We start from the raw sequence: 16,223 nt of genomic DNA on the forward strand, positions 1-16,223 counted from the left end.
GATAAATAGATAAAAAAACTGCAAAAATGAAATAATAATTAATACCAGTAAATTAATAGTAATTGTCTTGATTTTATTTATCTCGAATTCAAGATAATTATAAAACGATGCTTTGTATTTGTCAAAGACTTTTTTTAATCAATTTAAAATGTCTGGATACTTTAAAATCCCTAAAAATAATAAGTCGAATAAAATATGGTACACTTTCAGTATGAAATAAAAGACAAGGATGGATGCTCAAAATGACAAATTATAAAATACTTTTTTTAGACATAGATGGAACAACTTTAACACCTGATGATACCATACAGGCCTCCACTAAAGATGCGATCAGGCAAGTAAAGGAAAAGGGTCTCGAAGTATTTTTAGCCACAGGCCGCCCCCTTCATGAAATTCAGGATATTGCAAAGGAGCTCGACATCCATTCCTACATTGGTTATAACGGTGCTTATGCTACATACAAAGGGAAGGATGTTCTAAAAGAATATATGAGTCCATTCTTAATTGAAGACTACTTAAAAACTGCAAAAGCTCATCATCAGGAAATGGTTCTGTATACAAGTGAACAAAATGCATTTACAGCTCCTTTTGAAGAAGCATCTGTAAAAAAGTTTATCCGTGCATTTCATTTAAAACAAAACACGCGCTTCCAAGAGGAAATGAAGCATTCTATTCTAGGGATCACTCTTTTAAATGTAAACAAGGAGAGCATCCCATTATATGAAGAAAATTATGATCTACATTTATCACAAGTAAATGTAGAGGGATTAAAAAAACATTATGATGTCATTCGGGATAATGTAAACAAGGGCTTTGCAGTTGAGCAAATTTTGAAGCAGCTGGGTATTCCTCCTCAAGCTACCATCGCTTTTGGCGACGGTATGAATGATAAAGAGATGCTGGAGACCGCTGGTGAAGGATTTGCTATGGGGAATGCACACCCAGATCTTTTTCAATATGCAAAGCATAGAACAACAAATGTAACAGACTCCGGAATTTATAATGGTTTGAAATCGTTAGGGCTTGTAAAATAACACATCAAAAAGTAAAAAGGACTCATTACACACAGGAAGTCCTTTTTGTGAAATTAATTTTTAATCAATGTAGTCTATGTCTAGCTTTAGCGCATTTCAGCTATCAAATGAGCATTGAGTTAAGCTTTTCTCCCGCTTACTCTTTTAACGATTCAATGGCCTGCATTACGGTAGCATATGTTTTAAAAGATGAGAAATCAATGCCTTCGCGAGCTACTCTTTCGGCAAGCTCTGAACGAATTCCAGTCATGATGACCTGAATGCCCAGCAAGCGCAATACGTCATAGAGATTAAAAATATGGCCTGCTATATCCGTATCAATGGTAACAATACCAGAAAAGTCAATAATTAAACAGGTTATGGAAAGCCTTGGGATTTTCGGAACTACTTTATTCATTAAATGCTGGGAACGGTCCGCATCAATAGCGCCAATCAAAGGAAGTACCGCAATGCCGTCTTGTATCGGTACGACTGGTGTCGAGAGTTCATTAATTTCATTCTGATTCTGTTTTAATATTTCATCATTTCGTCGTTCAAAAGCAAAAATCGTTTCATTTATGCTCAAGTCCAGCATATGGTCAACTTTTTTGATGATTGATACTATTTCTTTCGTCCCTAATTCGTACTCCATCCCAATCTGCAGAATATAATCTGCAAACACCATTCTAGTATCGGGATACCTCACAAAAATAGTTGAAATCCTTTCCTGAGAGGAAGCAGCACGCTCACCATTTCCTTTGCTCCATTCAATAAGTGCCTGAGGGTCTGTTTCCTCATTGCACACAAGTGCCTCACCTAAAAACTCAAAGAATTCCTCATACATGATCTTTGCCATGTCTATTTCTTCCTTATCGACTTTAAAAGGGAATTTAAAAATAATATCCTCGACCAGCTGATTAGCCAATGGTTTAGAATTTCTAATAAAATATTCAGATATTTTTACATATCCATCCATGGTTCTCACTATCCCATCTATGTTGTTATATATGATTTCGTACATAATTGGTTGTTTTACTAAATGATCTGCTAAAAGTAGCCTTCTACCTGTCTATATTTTAACGAAAATTACTAAAAATAAAAACCCTTAATTTGAAGAGGCAGAAAAGGCCCATGCTAGAATGGAAACACTAAATATTTTAGTACTTTTATTCTTCAAATCCTTTTATACTTATTAAGGTATCTATAGCAGGAAACTCTTCTTTTAGTCTTTGCATAACATGCCTGTATACATGAGGCCCGTACCAGCTTTCCAGGCCATTGTCTTCATAAATTTTTCTGATTCCCAGCCTCTCCGTTCGTTTACCCCTTGATCCGTCACCCATGAAAAAATCATCGATGATAGCTCTATTGGTAGCATCCCTAAGGCGTTTCGGGAATTTACTGGACGACGGAAGCAGAGGTGAGACTGCCGCCTGTGTGGGTATTCCTGCTTCAGTAATCGTCTTTAGAGCCTTTAAACGAGCTTGAATGGGTGGAGCGGACGGAGAAAATAACTTGCGAATTTTATCAATATCCGTTTCAACCGTCATACTGATACGAACGGAACTACCCAGTTTTTTAAATAAATCTATATCTCTTGCAACAAGGGGTGAACGGGTCTGCACCAATAAAAAATCCGGGGGATTCTTCACCATAACTTCCAGTAGACTCCTTGTAAGCTGCTTCTTATATTCAATGGGCTGATAGGGATCTGTAGAAGAACTCATAAAAATACGTACTTCTCCTTTTTTCCGCGCTTTAGCCAGCTCTTTTTCCAAAAGCTCCTTCGCATTTTCCTTTATATCAATCCACGTGCCCCATTCTTCATCACGAAACACCCCTACCGGAAGCTGTCTCACATAGCAATATGAACAGCCAAATGCACAACCGCTGTATGGATTCAATGAATGCGTAAATACGGATAAAACACCTGTGCCCTTCGTCAAGATACTCTTGCTGACAATTCCCTTGATATTCACACCTTCACCCCTTCGTGTATGCCAAAAAGCTTGCTTCAATTACTATAAGCAAGCTTTTTAACAATATTAATATTCGTCTCTTAGTGCAGGTTACTGTCCAACTGCCTTTTCAATTGCATCCTTGGTAATATTCCAGTGGGAGGCATTCCATTCCACACGATCATTTTCTAAAAGAAAAATTTGGGGAGATTCATGCTTAATCCCAAATATTTCTGTAATTTTGTTTGAAACAGGTCGGTCCTCTATCACTTTAACAAGCGCAGCAGGAATATCCTTACTGGCTGTAAACGATTGAAATTCCTTATAAGCATTGGCGCTTATAGGACATGTTGTACTATGCTTAAAAAGCAGTTTTTTACCTGGTTCTTGAACAAAGGCATTCAACTCTTCTTCTGACTGAAGATGTTTTAAAGACATATAGCTTCCTCCTTGTTTTTCCATCCAAATGTTATGTTCTACAAAGAATATCGTTTAATCGTTTACTTAACTTTATCACAAAAATTAATCGAAATTCCAATCATTCGTCCTGAACAGGCTAAGTGAATGGGACGAAAGCAAAAAAATAATCAAACTAATCTTCTTTCTGCCTTTCTTCTAAAACAAGGCTGGCTCCCGCCTCCTCGATGGCTGGATCAAAATATTGAATAACCTGTACAAATTCACGGAGTTCCACTTCACCCTTTTTGGTAAGATAATATGTACCCCTTTTAACCCTTTCAAACCATCCGTAGTAATTTTTATTTAATATAGATAACGTCTTGTCACCTGTTCCCATTTGCCTTAAAATCTTTGGCGATAATGGTCCATATCGTTCCAGACACCTGGCAATATGAATGCATGCTTCTTTGTATGCGGTCATGATTTTGGTATTGCTGCTTCCTCCTATATTATAATCGCCGTGCCTTCCTTTTATTTCAGACAGCAGTGCTATTCTTTTTTTCTTGCCCTGCTGCAGGCTTCTTTTGCGATTAAATTCACCTGGGTGAAGCTTGATTTCCATTGTTGTTCCGCTCTTTTGAAAAGATACGAGAATAAGTCCAAGCTCCAGTCTTTTAATTAAATGGCAAATATCCATCCACTTTTTTGACCGGAGATTATAGGACGGTTTAGGTACGGCTATATAGACTTGATCGGTTATGCGCTGTCTTTTTGCAGCCTGAACTAAAAGCTCAATATTTAAATGAAGCTTTAATTCTACTATAATCAACTCATTTTCCTTAACTGCCGTTAAATCACAGTCATTCACTTCACCGTACACATCATATCCAAGCTTTTTAAAATGCTGTTGTATCGGCTTATATAAATCTACCTCGTATCTTTTTACCTTATTCGCTGCCATTTCATTACAACTCCTGAATCTTTGTCAAAAATAAAGATTGTTTTCGGATAGATCGTTTCTTTTTGTACAAAAAATCAATCCGTATGCTGCCTATCTTTACGGTATCTTTTTTGTTAACTATTTAAAGAATATAATATAGAGCCTGTATTTTTTATTTTTTTATGTCAAATAGCAACAAAGTTTACAAAAAAATCCTTAATAAAAATTCTGCCAATAAATATAATCTTTCTGGAAAAACTACTATAGAATTGCAAACGATAGGAGATGATTGCTACATGAAAAAAATAGTTCAATGTTTGTTCATTACCACTATATGCTCGAGTTTTTTTATATTAAATGTTAAAGGAGACATTATAAACAGACAGAATAACAGAATCCATTTTAACATACTGGCTCCTAAGAAGGTTGAAAAAGATTGGCGTGTTCATGTCCAAGCTGTACCGAATGGCAGAGATCCTTCTACCCATAAAGTCATTTTTAGATTTATGGATAAAAATTTCAGATACTTAATCCTTGGAATGGAAGAAAGCAAGCAGGAAAATCGCCGCCTTTCTGTTCCAAGAGGAGGGGAGGAGGTTCATTTTAACGGACAAACAGGCATCTTTATGAAATGGGATAATTCCGGAGAAATGAACCGAGACGGCAAATCTGTATCCGGTGGGCTTCTAGAATGGAACCAGGATGGAACTCATATTAAGATGGCTAGCGCAAAGCTTACAAAGGCACAGCTAATTAGGCTTGCGGCATCCTGCCAAACACTTTCAGACTAAAAAGGCTGACCGCCATAATAGATTCGTCTATCAGCTAGTTCTTTATTTTCATTTCATTACTATATCAATGGACAATCAAACAATCATTCCTTCTATTTCGTCATAGTATGTGGATAAATTGATGAAAGGAATGAATTAAGAATGGAATCTCACTGTTTATGCTGCAGGCTTCTTGAAATTTCAAAAAAAAATATCCGCTGTATCAAGCGAATTCATAAGGAAGTTCACCACTCCCTTATGCGAGTATGCGATTCTGGTACACCTTGTTTACCATGCAGAATTGGTAAAATAGTATTGGAGACTACAGAAGATATATTTCCTTGCTTAAAGAGCTGTTAATCCTAGTAAATCGAAACGCCTGCTCTCTTTCTTCATCACAAAAAAGGATGTATCCTAAGCACATAAACAGGGTACATCCTTTTTCTATGGATAATCTCTTTAGCCCACTAAAGGGGTCAGACCACTTTTGCGCTTTAAAGCACAAAAGTATATTCCTGTTGGCTTTATTTTGTATGGCTTCTATCATACTCAGCCCCTTCATGAATTCTGAGCTGCTGCTCTGCAAATTCACGATATAGCTGGTGGGTTTTTATGAGTTCTTGATGTGTACCCTTTCCCGTAATCCTTCCTTTTTCAAAAAAGAAAATCATATTAGCATCCACTACAGTTGAGAGGCGATGGGCAATTACTAGAGTTGTTCTTCCGTTCATCAGATTCTTCAGAGCTTTTTGAACAACAACCTCAGACTTGCTGTCCAGGCTTGAAGTCGCTTCATCAAGCATCAAAATCTTCGGGTCTCTAAGTAATGCTCTGGCAATCGCCAGTCTTTGCCTTTGACCTCCAGATAATTTAATTCCACGTTCTCCTACCTCGGTATCCAAACCTTTGGGAAGTGCTTGAATAAAATCATCTGCATAAGCCATTCGTGCCGCCTCTATCAGTTTTTCGCTGGTAACATCATCTCCCTCCAGTCCATAACATATATTATCGCGAATGGTCCCTGAAATAAGGGGACTATCCTGGGGAACATAGCCAATTTGTCTTCTCCAGGAGCTTAATGAAAATTGGTGAATGGACTGCCTGCCTAAACGGATGCTGCCTTTTACTGGATTATAAAAACGTTCAAGAAGAGAAAAAAGGGTCGTTTTACCGCTTCCGCTAGGACCCACTATAGCTGTTACCTCACCTGGCTGAATCGTTAAACTAATATTTTTCAATACTTCTTTCCCATTTTTATACGAAAAAGTGATGTCATCAAAGATAATCTCCTGTTGGATCTGCCCTACTACTTTTCCATCCTGTTTTTCCTCAGGCTCCTTGTTTAAAATAGTAATAATCCGTTCTGTAGCACCGATTGCTTTTTGAAATTGTGTAAAAAAGCTTGTCAGCTGTCCAAGTGGCATTATGATTTGGAACATATACAAAATAAATGCGACCAAATCACCTGCTGTAATCGCCCCCTCTGAAACTCTCATTCCTCCATACCCTAAAATTACAACTAGCAAAGCCATAATGATAAGTGACATTAAAGGCGAAATGAGAGCCTGCACCCTTGCCTCTTTCAATCCAAATTCAAATAACTTGGTTATACCGTTGAATCCTTTCTGGTATTCAGCCGGCTCTGCATTAGAGGATTTTACCAGCCTGATTTCCGAGAGAACCTGATTCAAGGTGGAGGTAAAGCTTGCTGTTTCATTCTGCGTGTCTTTCGAAATTCTGTGCATCATTCTACCGAGAGGCATCATACACGCAAACGAAAGCGGAATGGCGATGAACATGACTAGTGTCATTTTCCAATCAAGCAGTAACATGACGACAATAGAGCCCACAATAGAAATAATACCCGTAAGAAAATTGGACAAATGATCAGTTATTAAAGTTCTCACAACACCTGTATCATTAGTCATTCTGCTTACGGTATCACCCGTTTCATGGTCATCATAAAAGGAAACGGGGAGTATAATAAGCTTTTTCCATAGGCGATCTCTTATTCCTGCCACAACAGACTGCCCTGCTTGATTTAATAGGTAAATACTGACCCCGCTTGAAATGGCCTGAATGATGATAGCAGCTCCAAGTAAAAGCATCTCTCCTCTGCCAATGGAGCTGAATGAAAAATGATTAATTAAATTCTTTGTGAAAATAGGGACCAATAGGCCTGCTAATGTGGTACTGATACTTAAAACAAGAGCCAGAATTAAAAGTCTGCGGGAGGGTTTGGTTTGTCTAATCAGCTGTATAAACGGTTTCCAGTTTTTAATTTTTCTATTCTTAACCTCTTTCAATGACAGCATCCTTTCTCAAATCGTCTATATACTTTCCTTCCTAGATCCCCTTACTTTTTTTATGTAACCTCATTATATACGACTGCTGTGCTGCCTACACATTATTTACTGGAACGAGATTTTCAAAGTTTTGTCCAAAAGAAAAGCGATTGTCACTTATAACTAGAAGTTTAGTTCGTCATTCCACCTCCAGCTCCTCTTGCATAAAACGCTTTCTCAGTTCACAAGTTTTCATACCGATCCTCACTTTTTAAAATCAAAAGAAGTGTCTCTTTTCGTAAACTTTGTTGCTAATTGACATAAAAAATGATTTAAAATCATGATTTAGTATTAAAAGATGTGAATAGCTTACGAAAAAAATGCACAAAGACAGACAACATACGGAATAATGCCTTGTACGTAATGAAACAAACTATACGAAAACAGCCAAAGAAAAACAGACACAGTTTCATGTGCCTGTTTTATCTGCTTATACTCCCCTTTTATTCCCCCAAATAAGGGTATGCAGCTGTGGTAGTACTTTCACGTTATTCATCTCAGCATCTTCCACGACAAGCTCTATTAAGTCTTCATACTTTCCTAAAAGCCTTGTCAGTAATGACTCATTATTGAATGTATGAACATCATCATTACCTACCTGGAGGAAAAACGGTGCTGCAGGGTATCGCTTATGAACAATTTTAGCAAACTCATAATCTTCCTGATTAAAAACAACAACCTTTAAGCTGACTCTGTGACGGAAATTCAGTCTATTAAGATTTTGAAAGATAGAATCAAGCTTATCAAAGTCTGTTTGCATTTTGGAGCTTGGCGGTTTAGGGGATATAGTTAAGTCGTCAATATCCAAAAACCAATCCTGCCATTTCGTCCCTTGTGTCTCGAGCCCCATTTGAATATGGTTATCCTTCATTAATTGCACAAATCCGCCCAAATTCTTAATTAATGCAGGGTTTCCTCCAGAGATCGTGACAAAGGAAAAGCGATTTCCTCCAATTTCCTGCAGCCTTTTCCATATTTCCTCCGGTTCAAGCATCATAATTTGATCCTTGGCAGAGCCGTCCCATGTAAATGCTGAATCACACCAGGCACAGGAATAATCACACCCTGCAGTCCTAATAAACATCGTTTTTTGCCCAATCACCATACCTTCACCTTGAACAGTGGGGCCGAAAATTTCAAGTACTGGTATTTTATTAGCCAATCTCCATCCACTCCCGTCTTGCCTCTGCATAGCTTGTTGGCGTTTCGTATAACCGGACAAATTCAAGACGGGTATCTGCTTCCGGGGTTGATTTTGAATAATCTTGAAGTGCAGACTGCATTTTTTCAAATATCCAAACGACCATGTTTTCAGCCGTAGTATTCATGAGTGGTAGGGTTTCATTCAAGTATCGATGATCCAGATAAATTTCAATTTCCTTTTTCCAAATATCCTTAATATCACCAAAATCAATGACTAATCCCCGATAGTCAGTACAGCCGCTCACCCCAAATATGACTTTATAGGTATGGCCGTGAAGGTTTTTGCATTTCCCCTCATATTCATGTAGATGATGGGAGGCATCAAAAGTAAACTCTTTGCTCACGAGCACTCTCTTAGAGTGGTACTTCAGCTGCTCTTTTGTTATGTCTTTGTTGTATTTTTGCAAGTGATCCACTATGCGAAACTCAGTCATCTTACTTGCCTCCCCTGCTGGCCAAATAGTCTTCAAGCCCTCTTTGGCGAAGCTTGCATGCAGGGCATTCACCGCAACCGTCGGAAATAACGCCGTTGTAGCAGGTTAATGTTTTTTCACGAACAAATTGGAAAGCATCCAGTTGGTCTGCGAGCTCCCAGGTTTCTGCTTTGTTCAGCCACATTAATGGGGTATGGATGGCAAATTGCCCGTCCATCGCAAGATTTAATGTGACATTCATTGATTTTATAAACACATCCCTGCAGTCTGGATAGCCGCTGAAATCCGTCTCACACACACCAGTTACGATATGGTCAGCCTTGATTTGGCTTGCCAGAACTCCTGCGAAGGAAAGAAATAATAAATTACGTCCAGGTACAAAAGTGGATGGAAGTCCCCCTTCTTCACCATCTTTAACTTCAATATCCCCGCGGGTTAAAGCACTGGGTGCAAGCTGATTTAATAATGACATATCTAAAATATGATGCTTAACTCCCAGTTCTTTTGCAATATTTTGAGCACATTCTATTTCAAGACTATGCCTTTGATTGTAGTTGAATGTTACTGCTTCAACATAATCAAAATTTTTCATAGCCCAAAATAAACATGTGGTGCTGTCCTGCCCGCCGCTAAAAACGACTAGCGCTCGTTTGTTTTTCATTTCAAATACTCCTTTTAACAGAAAAACAGCACTACTAAGATAGCAGTGCTGTTCTCTTAGTTTTTTTGAGAGGGTAGCTAGAACCTCTTGCCGCCATTGCGGCTTCTTATTTTCCCTTTATACTATATCATACTCTTGGGTGAACGTTTAGATGACAGTATTTTCCGAAAATACACAATTGCTATTACCCCTATCTGCATTTTGGACTTGTGCTTACATCGGGAGACTAGTAAGCTGCTCCTGTAGTTATCTGGTCACTTTCGCTTTAAACAATATTCAATGTAAGTTGATTCCAATGCAGGTACTCACTCTTCATACTATGTTCAGAACCTTCCAGCCTACTAAGTTCTTTTTTATATCGTATCTCCCTTTAGAGTATAGCAGACTGTAAACATCGTTTTCTGTATGTTGTACTGTATTTCTAAGGGATTTAGTGGTACCCTTTCTCACCAAAAGGTTTGATTTGATCCATCCATTTTTCAAGAAGCTTTATTAATGCATATTTTTTATCAATATTGCCATTGTCGTCCTTTAACGTTTCTAAAATTTCAAAAGCAAATGCTTCCTTTCCATAGGTGTTCCATTCCTTTTGCAAAGCCTTGTTGGTTTCCGTCCCCATTTCAAGGGAGAATTTTTTTCCTGTAAGTGTTTTGAAATTTCGGGTGCTGCTAATATATACTTTATCATTTTCCAGATTTCTAATCTGATAAACGCCCGCTTCTATCTTGGCCTCTTTAAATTGCTGCTTCAGTTCCTTTTTTCGTTCCATTTGCTATACCCCTTTCTCAATTTTTAACCCAATATGCACTCCCGTCTGGCTTCCGGTCAATAAATTCATATTCTATGAGATAACGCCGGATAAGGACATAGTCATCAAATGCGGATTTTAATACTTCATTGAGTTCTTTTTCGTTATATTTTTGTTTAGGGTCCAATCGTTTCACGATTTCTCTGAGAACCACCCATCTGGCCTTTTCTTTTGGCGGAAAAGCTTTTAATAGTCCATTGATTCCGTTTGGAAAGAACTTTTGAATGATCTTCTCTGCTTCTGTTTCTGTAACGTTAAATCTTTCATCTACGTTTTTTGCTGTTTTAGGCAACGGCAGAATGGCTGGCCCTTGAAGATTATTTTCTTTTAATAGCTCCATTAAGGTAAGGAAAATTTTAGCCTGCCTCTCTTTTTCCTTCAGTGAAAAACGGTGGTTTCTGATGGTCGACGCACTTCCAATTCCAAGCTCTGTTTGCACCTCTGCATCACTTTTCCCCTCAAAAAACAGCCTTAAGAGATGATTTTGATGTTCTGTAAGTCCAGTTAATTTTTTATCGAGATGGACAAGATAATGAAAAACAGATTCATGGGCAGCTCTGATATGGACTTGCATATATTTTTCTGCCTGATACCATCTTGTCTCATAGGGATACACTAACCCCTTTTCAATTTTTTCACCGCACAGCAAGCAGACATAATCATCTTCTGCCTCTATATAACCATTTTTAAGATCCTCTAAAGAGGACTCCCAAAACGTTTGATCTAAATCCATAAAAAATAAACACTCCTATAAAATACCTTAATTATAACAAACAATTTACATTATTGTTTAGAAAAAATCAATAACCGAAATAAAAAAAGATATCTGTATACAAAATCATTTAATTACAATATTCAGATGATTACAAACAACAAGCACACAAAATGGCTTGGAGAAAAGCGCCAAGCCGTTTTGTTTACACTATTTATGTGAATGAACAGAATTTTCATTCGTCTGCCCACTCGCTTTATCATTTATTTTCTTAATTCTGCTTCACGCAGTGCAACCCTGCGAATTTTTCCTGAGTCTGTTTTCGGAAGATCCTTGACAAAATCGATTAAACGAGGGTATTTATAAGGCGCGGTCATGCTTTTAACAAAGGCTTGAAGACTTTTGACGAGCTCCTGGCTGCTTTCATTCTCATCCTTTAAAACGATAAAAGCCTTGACAACATTTCCACGGATTTCATCTGGACTGGCTACAACAGCACATTCCTTAACAGATGGATGCTTCATTAGCGCATCTTCCACTTCAAAAGGTCCAATCGTATAGCCAGAGCTGATGATAACATCATCACTTCTTCCTTGGAACCAGAAATATCCATCCTCATCCTGAGAAGCACGGTCCCCCGTTAAGTAAAATTCTCCCCTCATCGCTTTCGCTGTTTTTTCAGCGTCCTTGTAATAAAGCTTAAATAAGGCAGGAAAATCTCTTCTGACAGCTATATTGCCAACAACTCCACTTTTTACAGGGTTTCCTTCATTATCAACTATCTGAACGGTTCCTGGGATAATGGCTTTTCCCATAGAACCAAGTCTAAGCTCCATGCCTTTAAGATTTCCGATTAACAACGTACTTTCCGTCTGACCATAACCATCACGAATGATGAAATTGAATTGATTTTTAAAGACATCAATCACTTCCCTATTCAGTGCCTCACCTGCAGATACCGCACTGTGCAAATGAGAAAGATTATAACGAGAAAGATCGTCGAGCTTCGCCATCATCCTGTATTCCGTTGGTGTGCAGCACAAGACATTTATCTTCTGCTCTTCCAAAAGCTCCAGATATTTTTCCGGATTGAACCTTCCATTGTAAACAAATCCAGTGGCACCAGAACCAAGGATAGATAAAAATGGGGTCCATACCCATTTTTGCCAGCCAGGCGCAGCTGTGGCCCACACAATATCCTCCTTGCCAATATTCAGCCATAATGAAGCAGCACTGCGAATATGGGCATATCCCCATCCATGGCTGTGAACGACGGCTTTAGGCTGTCCGGTAGTACCTGATGTATATGAAAATAATGCATAGTCATCCTTTTGAGTGGCAGTTATCTTAAACTCATCTGACTCTGGAAGCGCCATTTTTTCCATTGAAAGCCAGCCTTCTACTTCTTTGCCGAACGCAATTTTATATTGAAGGGAAGGAGATGTCTCCATTTTATTAAATTCATTTACAAAGGCATGATAAACAATCACAGCCTTTGCTTTTGAATGGTTTACCCTATATACGAGGTCTTTTGCTCTTAGCATTTCTGAGCATGGAATCATTATAATGCCAGACTTTAAGCACGCTAAATAGATTGAGTAGGATTCAAAAATCTTGGTGGTCATGATTAACACTCGATCGCCCTTTTGGATGCCGAGCTTTGAAAAAGCATTGGCCAGCTTATTAGCGTATCGAATAAGTTCAGCATATGTAACCGTCTTTTGATTTCCTTCTTCATCTCTAAGAATTAAAGCCTTTTTATCCGAAAAATGGGTCTCTATTTCTTGAGCTATATTATAATGTTCCGGTGCAATAAGCGATTGTATATCCAATTTTTATCCTCTTTCTTATATATAGTTTTTATAATAATTTTTTAATCAAATAAATCATGATACAAATAGCCGGCCGCAGAAAGAGAGTCCTGCAGAGTAAATTAACCAGCAGAATGATATAGAGCAAGATCCATGTTAAAGTATAAGCCCGATGTAATTTGAACTCAATGTTGATTGAAGCGAAAGGCACGAGACTCCTGATGTAATTTGAACTCAATGTTGATTGAAGCGAAAGGCACGAGACTCCTGCGGGAAAAGCGTGTAAGGGGAGTCCTCGCAGGAGCTTGCGACGAGGAGGCTCCACTACCGCCCGCGGAAAGCGAGTGCCTGTAGCGTAAATCAACCAGCAGGACGTTTATAGCAATATCCATGGTTAAGCAAAAGCCTAATGTTAAATTACATTCAATGTTAACTGAAGCAAAAAGAAAGGCTCAGAAAAAGCAACAATATTTTTATTGTACTAAAAGTCATCCTTGATTTAAAGTTTTTAAGCTTATGTATAAATTTTTTTCTAAAAACACTTTATAATTCAATAATTCACAATTCACACATAAAATTTGATATAATATATACAAAATAAAAAATCCTTTTGCATAATGAAAAGGCACAAATATAGGCAGGTGCTAAAATGGAAGCTGTGTTGCTGATTGATATTACAGAAGATTTTATAGAGGAAAAGGAAAAACTAAACCGTATCCGCCAAATTGTAAACGATTTCAAAAATTCCAGTAAGCCTATTATTTTTTTAAGTCATATAAAACCTGCTCCATCCTCCTTTAGTAGGTGCAGCTCGCTTTTAAATGAAGCCGATTATGTTTTAAACCAGAAAACGCCAAGCTGTTATTTTAATGCAGACTTGTCAGCCTTATTAGAAACGCTAAATGTCAATCACCTATATTTAATCGGTAATAATAAAAATTCCTGCTGCCGTTATATTGCATCTTCAGCGAAGGATAAAGGATATAATATAACGTATTGTGAAAGCGGTTTTAGCCAGTTAGAAGATTACGATACCTATGAGATGAAGGGCCTGGACTTTCTAGACTTCAGCGAACAGGAGGATATTGGATAACGACACCCATTGTGGTTAATTTGAGTAGTCCTACGGGTACTTATTCATCCTAAGGGTTTAAACGGATTGATTTGATAATGAAAATATGCGTTTTAATGAAAAAGGATAATGTCTCGATTTTGAATCGACTCATTATCCTTTTAATTGTATAGATTCAGTTTAAATTGAGTTCGTCTTCTGTACTAAAGAAACGACCCCATTTTTATCACTGCTTTGCAAAGTCATCAAGAAGTGACTTAAATTGGCTGAGTGCCTGTTCTATTGGCTCCGGCTTAGTTAAATCGACACCCGTTTTCCTAAGCAGCTCTAGCGGATAATCGGAGCTGCCACTCTTTAAAAATTCCGAGTAGGATTTTTGCATGAGACGATCTCCGTCCAGTAGTTTTTCTGCAATTTGGATGGCTGAAGCAAACCCGGTAGCATATTTATACACATAGAAAGGGCGATAGAAGTGAGGTATTCTTGACCAGCCATATTTCACTTCCTCATCTAATTGCAGCACCTCGCCATTGTACTCACTAAACAATTTCTCGTATACATCATTAAAAGCTTCTAAGTTTAACGGCATTCCTTTTTCAGCCATTTCATGGGTGATTTTTTCAAACTCTGCAAACATGACCTGAGTGAAGAACGTACCTTTAAATTTATCAATAAAGTGATTAATTAAGTGTTTTTTCAAGTCCGCATCAGCGGCTTCGTTTAATAAATAATGAATGAGCAGTACTTCATTGACAGTTGAAGCCACTTCAGCCACAAAAATAGTGTAATAGGCTGAAATCCTTGGCTGATGCAAATGTGAAAAATAGCTGTGCATCGCATGGCCCATTTCATGTGCAAGGGTAAACAGGCTGTCGAGATCATCGTGATGGTTCAAAAGAACGAAAGGATGTACCCCATAAACGCCCAAATTGTAAGCGCCCGATCTCTTTCCTGGCGTTTCCCTGACATCGACGTACCTCTTTTCTTTAAAGGAGCCCAGAATATTTAGATATTCCTCTCCAAGAGGGGCCAAGGCTTTCATCATAATATCATAGGCTTCGTTATAGGATATTTCTTTTTTTACATCCCTTACCAAGTTGACGCTTAGATCATACTGCCTTAGTTCCGTAAGCTCCAATTTTTCTTTGCGAACTTCATTATATCTATGTAATAGGCCCACATTTTTTTTAGTGGTTTCGATAAGATTATTATAAACATCCTCGGGTACTTTATCATTAAATAATGATTTTTCCAGTGCTGAAGGATAGTTTCTTAATTTAGACAGTGTAACATTATTCTTAATGGAAGAAGAAAGTGTAGAGGCAATCGAATTCTTTAATTGCAGATATGGCTTATAATAAGCTTTATATGCTTCTTTCCTCACTTCTCTATTTTCATCTTCAATAAGCTTGGAAAACATCCCTCTTGTCAATTCAGTTTTTTCACCGTTTTCAAGGGTTACCTCCCCGAATTTAATATCCGCGTTATTCAGCATTCCGTAAGTCTTGCTTGGAGCAGACAGGGCTTCACCAAGCTGTGACAGAACTTCCTCTTGATCCTTGCTCAGAACATGATCCTTGAAGCGATACGAATCCATGAGGTCTTTTTCAAAATAACGCAATCCTTCCGTTTCTTCAATATAGGATTTCAGGACATCCTCTTTAATACTTAAAAGATAAGGCATAAAGAAAGATGTTGCCGCTTTTATCTTTACTCCCAATTGAGAAGCGCGGTCCAATAATGATTGTGATTTGGTATCACGGGTATCCAAATCTCCGCTCAGCATGGCATATACGTATACCAAATTGTATTCTGTTGAAATTTTTTCATCCAACTTAAGATAGTCAAGTAAGTCCTTTGCATCATGAATATTGCCGTTATAGCGGCCTATATCCTGAATCAGTTTTTCTAGCTTCCTGCATGAATTCTCCCACTCTTTTACAGCGGAAAAGATATCTGTCAGATCCCATTTTTCTGAAACAGGTATTTCCTCTCGGCTTTGATAGTGTTTCATTCTTTACTTCCTTTCCCTGCAAAATAAGACACAACCTTATTATACGCTATGAGAGATGAGGAGCAGTTATACAATGCTTTTTT

At 37.9% G+C, this 16,223-nt stretch carries 15 protein-coding genes and 1 riboswitch; of the genes, 3 read left to right on the forward strand and 12 right to left on the reverse strand.

Annotation, left to right across the window (positions count from 1 at the left end):
• Positions 1-242: 242 nt before the first annotated feature.
• A complete protein-coding gene (locus A5N88_RS04925) occupies positions 243-1,034 on the forward strand; it encodes an HAD family hydrolase (RefSeq protein WP_066263754.1) in 792 nt (263 codons plus the stop codon).
• 136 nt (positions 1,035-1,170) lie between these two features.
• Here A5N88_RS04925 and A5N88_RS04930 read toward each other — a convergent pair whose 3' ends face one another.
• From A5N88_RS04930 to A5N88_RS04945, 4 genes are all read right to left on the reverse strand, one after another.
• Positions 1,171-1,989, reverse strand: coding sequence for an STAS domain-containing protein (locus tag A5N88_RS04930; RefSeq protein WP_066263755.1), 819 nt, complete (start codon positions 1,987-1,989; stop codon positions 1,171-1,173).
• A 190-nt stretch (positions 1,990-2,179) separates the two neighbouring features.
• On the reverse strand, positions 2,180-2,986 hold the full coding sequence (locus A5N88_RS04935) for an SPL family radical SAM protein (protein ID WP_066270257.1): 807 nt from the start codon (positions 2,984-2,986) through the stop codon (positions 2,180-2,182).
• A 96-nt stretch (positions 2,987-3,082) separates the two neighbouring features.
• The gene (gene ytxJ / locus A5N88_RS04940) at positions 3,083-3,409 is read right to left on the reverse strand and encodes a bacillithiol system redox-active protein YtxJ (RefSeq protein ID WP_066263756.1); all 327 of its coding nucleotides are present in this window, start codon (positions 3,407-3,409) and stop codon (positions 3,083-3,085) included.
• A gap of 154 nt (positions 3,410-3,563) precedes the next feature.
• Positions 3,564-4,331 (reverse strand): DUF2161 domain-containing phosphodiesterase, encoded by a 768-nt coding sequence (locus A5N88_RS04945; protein ID WP_066263759.1) that lies wholly within the window; start codon positions 4,329-4,331, stop codon positions 3,564-3,566.
• A 275-nt stretch (positions 4,332-4,606) separates the two neighbouring features.
• Between A5N88_RS04945 and A5N88_RS24110 the strand changes: the two genes are divergently transcribed.
• Complete coding sequence (locus A5N88_RS24110; RefSeq protein WP_083953028.1) at positions 4,607-5,101, forward strand: DUF4367 domain-containing protein; 495 nt, start codon at positions 4,607-4,609, stop codon at positions 5,099-5,101.
• 503 nt (positions 5,102-5,604) lie between these two features.
• Here A5N88_RS24110 and A5N88_RS04960 read toward each other — a convergent pair.
• From A5N88_RS04960 to mbcS, 7 genes are all read right to left on the reverse strand, one after another.
• Positions 5,605-7,386, reverse strand: coding sequence for an ABC transporter ATP-binding protein (locus A5N88_RS04960; RefSeq protein ID WP_412733851.1), 1,782 nt, complete (start codon positions 7,384-7,386; stop codon positions 5,605-5,607).
• Between the two features lie 469 nt (positions 7,387-7,855).
• Positions 7,856-8,587 carry a 7-carboxy-7-deazaguanine synthase QueE gene (gene queE / locus A5N88_RS04965; protein ID WP_232317526.1) on the reverse strand — a complete coding sequence of 244 codons (732 nt, stop codon included), beginning with the start codon at positions 8,585-8,587 and terminating at the stop codon, positions 7,856-7,858.
• Positions 8,580-9,062 carry a 6-carboxytetrahydropterin synthase QueD gene (queD, locus tag A5N88_RS04970; RefSeq protein ID WP_066263770.1) on the reverse strand — a complete coding sequence of 161 codons (483 nt, stop codon included), beginning with the start codon at positions 9,060-9,062 and terminating at the stop codon, positions 8,580-8,582. Before queD ends, queE begins: the two co-directional genes overlap by 8 nt.
• 1 nt (position 9,063) lies before the next feature.
• On the reverse strand, positions 9,064-9,723 hold the full coding sequence (gene queC / locus A5N88_RS04975) for a 7-cyano-7-deazaguanine synthase QueC (protein WP_066263772.1): 660 nt from the start codon (positions 9,721-9,723) through the stop codon (positions 9,064-9,066).
• Between the two features lie 50 nt (positions 9,724-9,773).
• Positions 9,774-9,816: riboswitch (PreQ1 riboswitch) on the reverse strand.
• Positions 9,817-10,153: 337 nt separating this feature from the next.
• Positions 10,154-10,492 carry a GIY-YIG nuclease family protein gene (locus tag A5N88_RS04980; RefSeq protein ID WP_066263775.1) on the reverse strand — a complete coding sequence of 113 codons (339 nt, stop codon included), beginning with the start codon at positions 10,490-10,492 and terminating at the stop codon, positions 10,154-10,156.
• Positions 10,493-10,508: 16 nt separating this feature from the next.
• Positions 10,509-11,264 carry a DUF2087 domain-containing protein gene (locus A5N88_RS04985; protein ID WP_066263777.1) on the reverse strand — a complete coding sequence of 252 codons (756 nt, stop codon included), beginning with the start codon at positions 11,262-11,264 and terminating at the stop codon, positions 10,509-10,511.
• A 242-nt stretch (positions 11,265-11,506) separates the two neighbouring features.
• Entirely contained in the window at positions 11,507-13,075 is a 1,569-nt protein-coding gene (mbcS, locus tag A5N88_RS04990; RefSeq protein ID WP_066263780.1) for an acyl-CoA synthetase MbcS, read from the reverse strand.
• Positions 13,076-13,703: 628 nt separating this feature from the next.
• Between mbcS and A5N88_RS04995 the strand changes: the two genes are divergently transcribed.
• Positions 13,704-14,147, forward strand: coding sequence for an isochorismatase family protein (locus tag A5N88_RS04995; protein WP_066263781.1), 444 nt, complete (start codon positions 13,704-13,706; stop codon positions 14,145-14,147).
• Positions 14,148-14,352: 205 nt separating this feature from the next.
• Here the strand turns inward: A5N88_RS04995 and pepF are convergent, their stop codons facing one another.
• On the reverse strand, positions 14,353-16,140 hold the full coding sequence (gene pepF, locus A5N88_RS05000; protein WP_066263783.1) for an oligoendopeptidase F: 1,788 nt from the start codon (positions 16,138-16,140) through the stop codon (positions 14,353-14,355).
• Positions 16,141-16,223 lie beyond the last annotated feature (83 nt).

Origin of the sequence: Heyndrickxia acidicola (assembly GCF_001636425.1) — a bacterium.
In the GTDB taxonomy this organism is placed as follows: Bacteria; Bacillota; Bacilli; order Bacillales; family Bacillaceae_C; genus Bacillus_AE; species Bacillus_AE acidicola.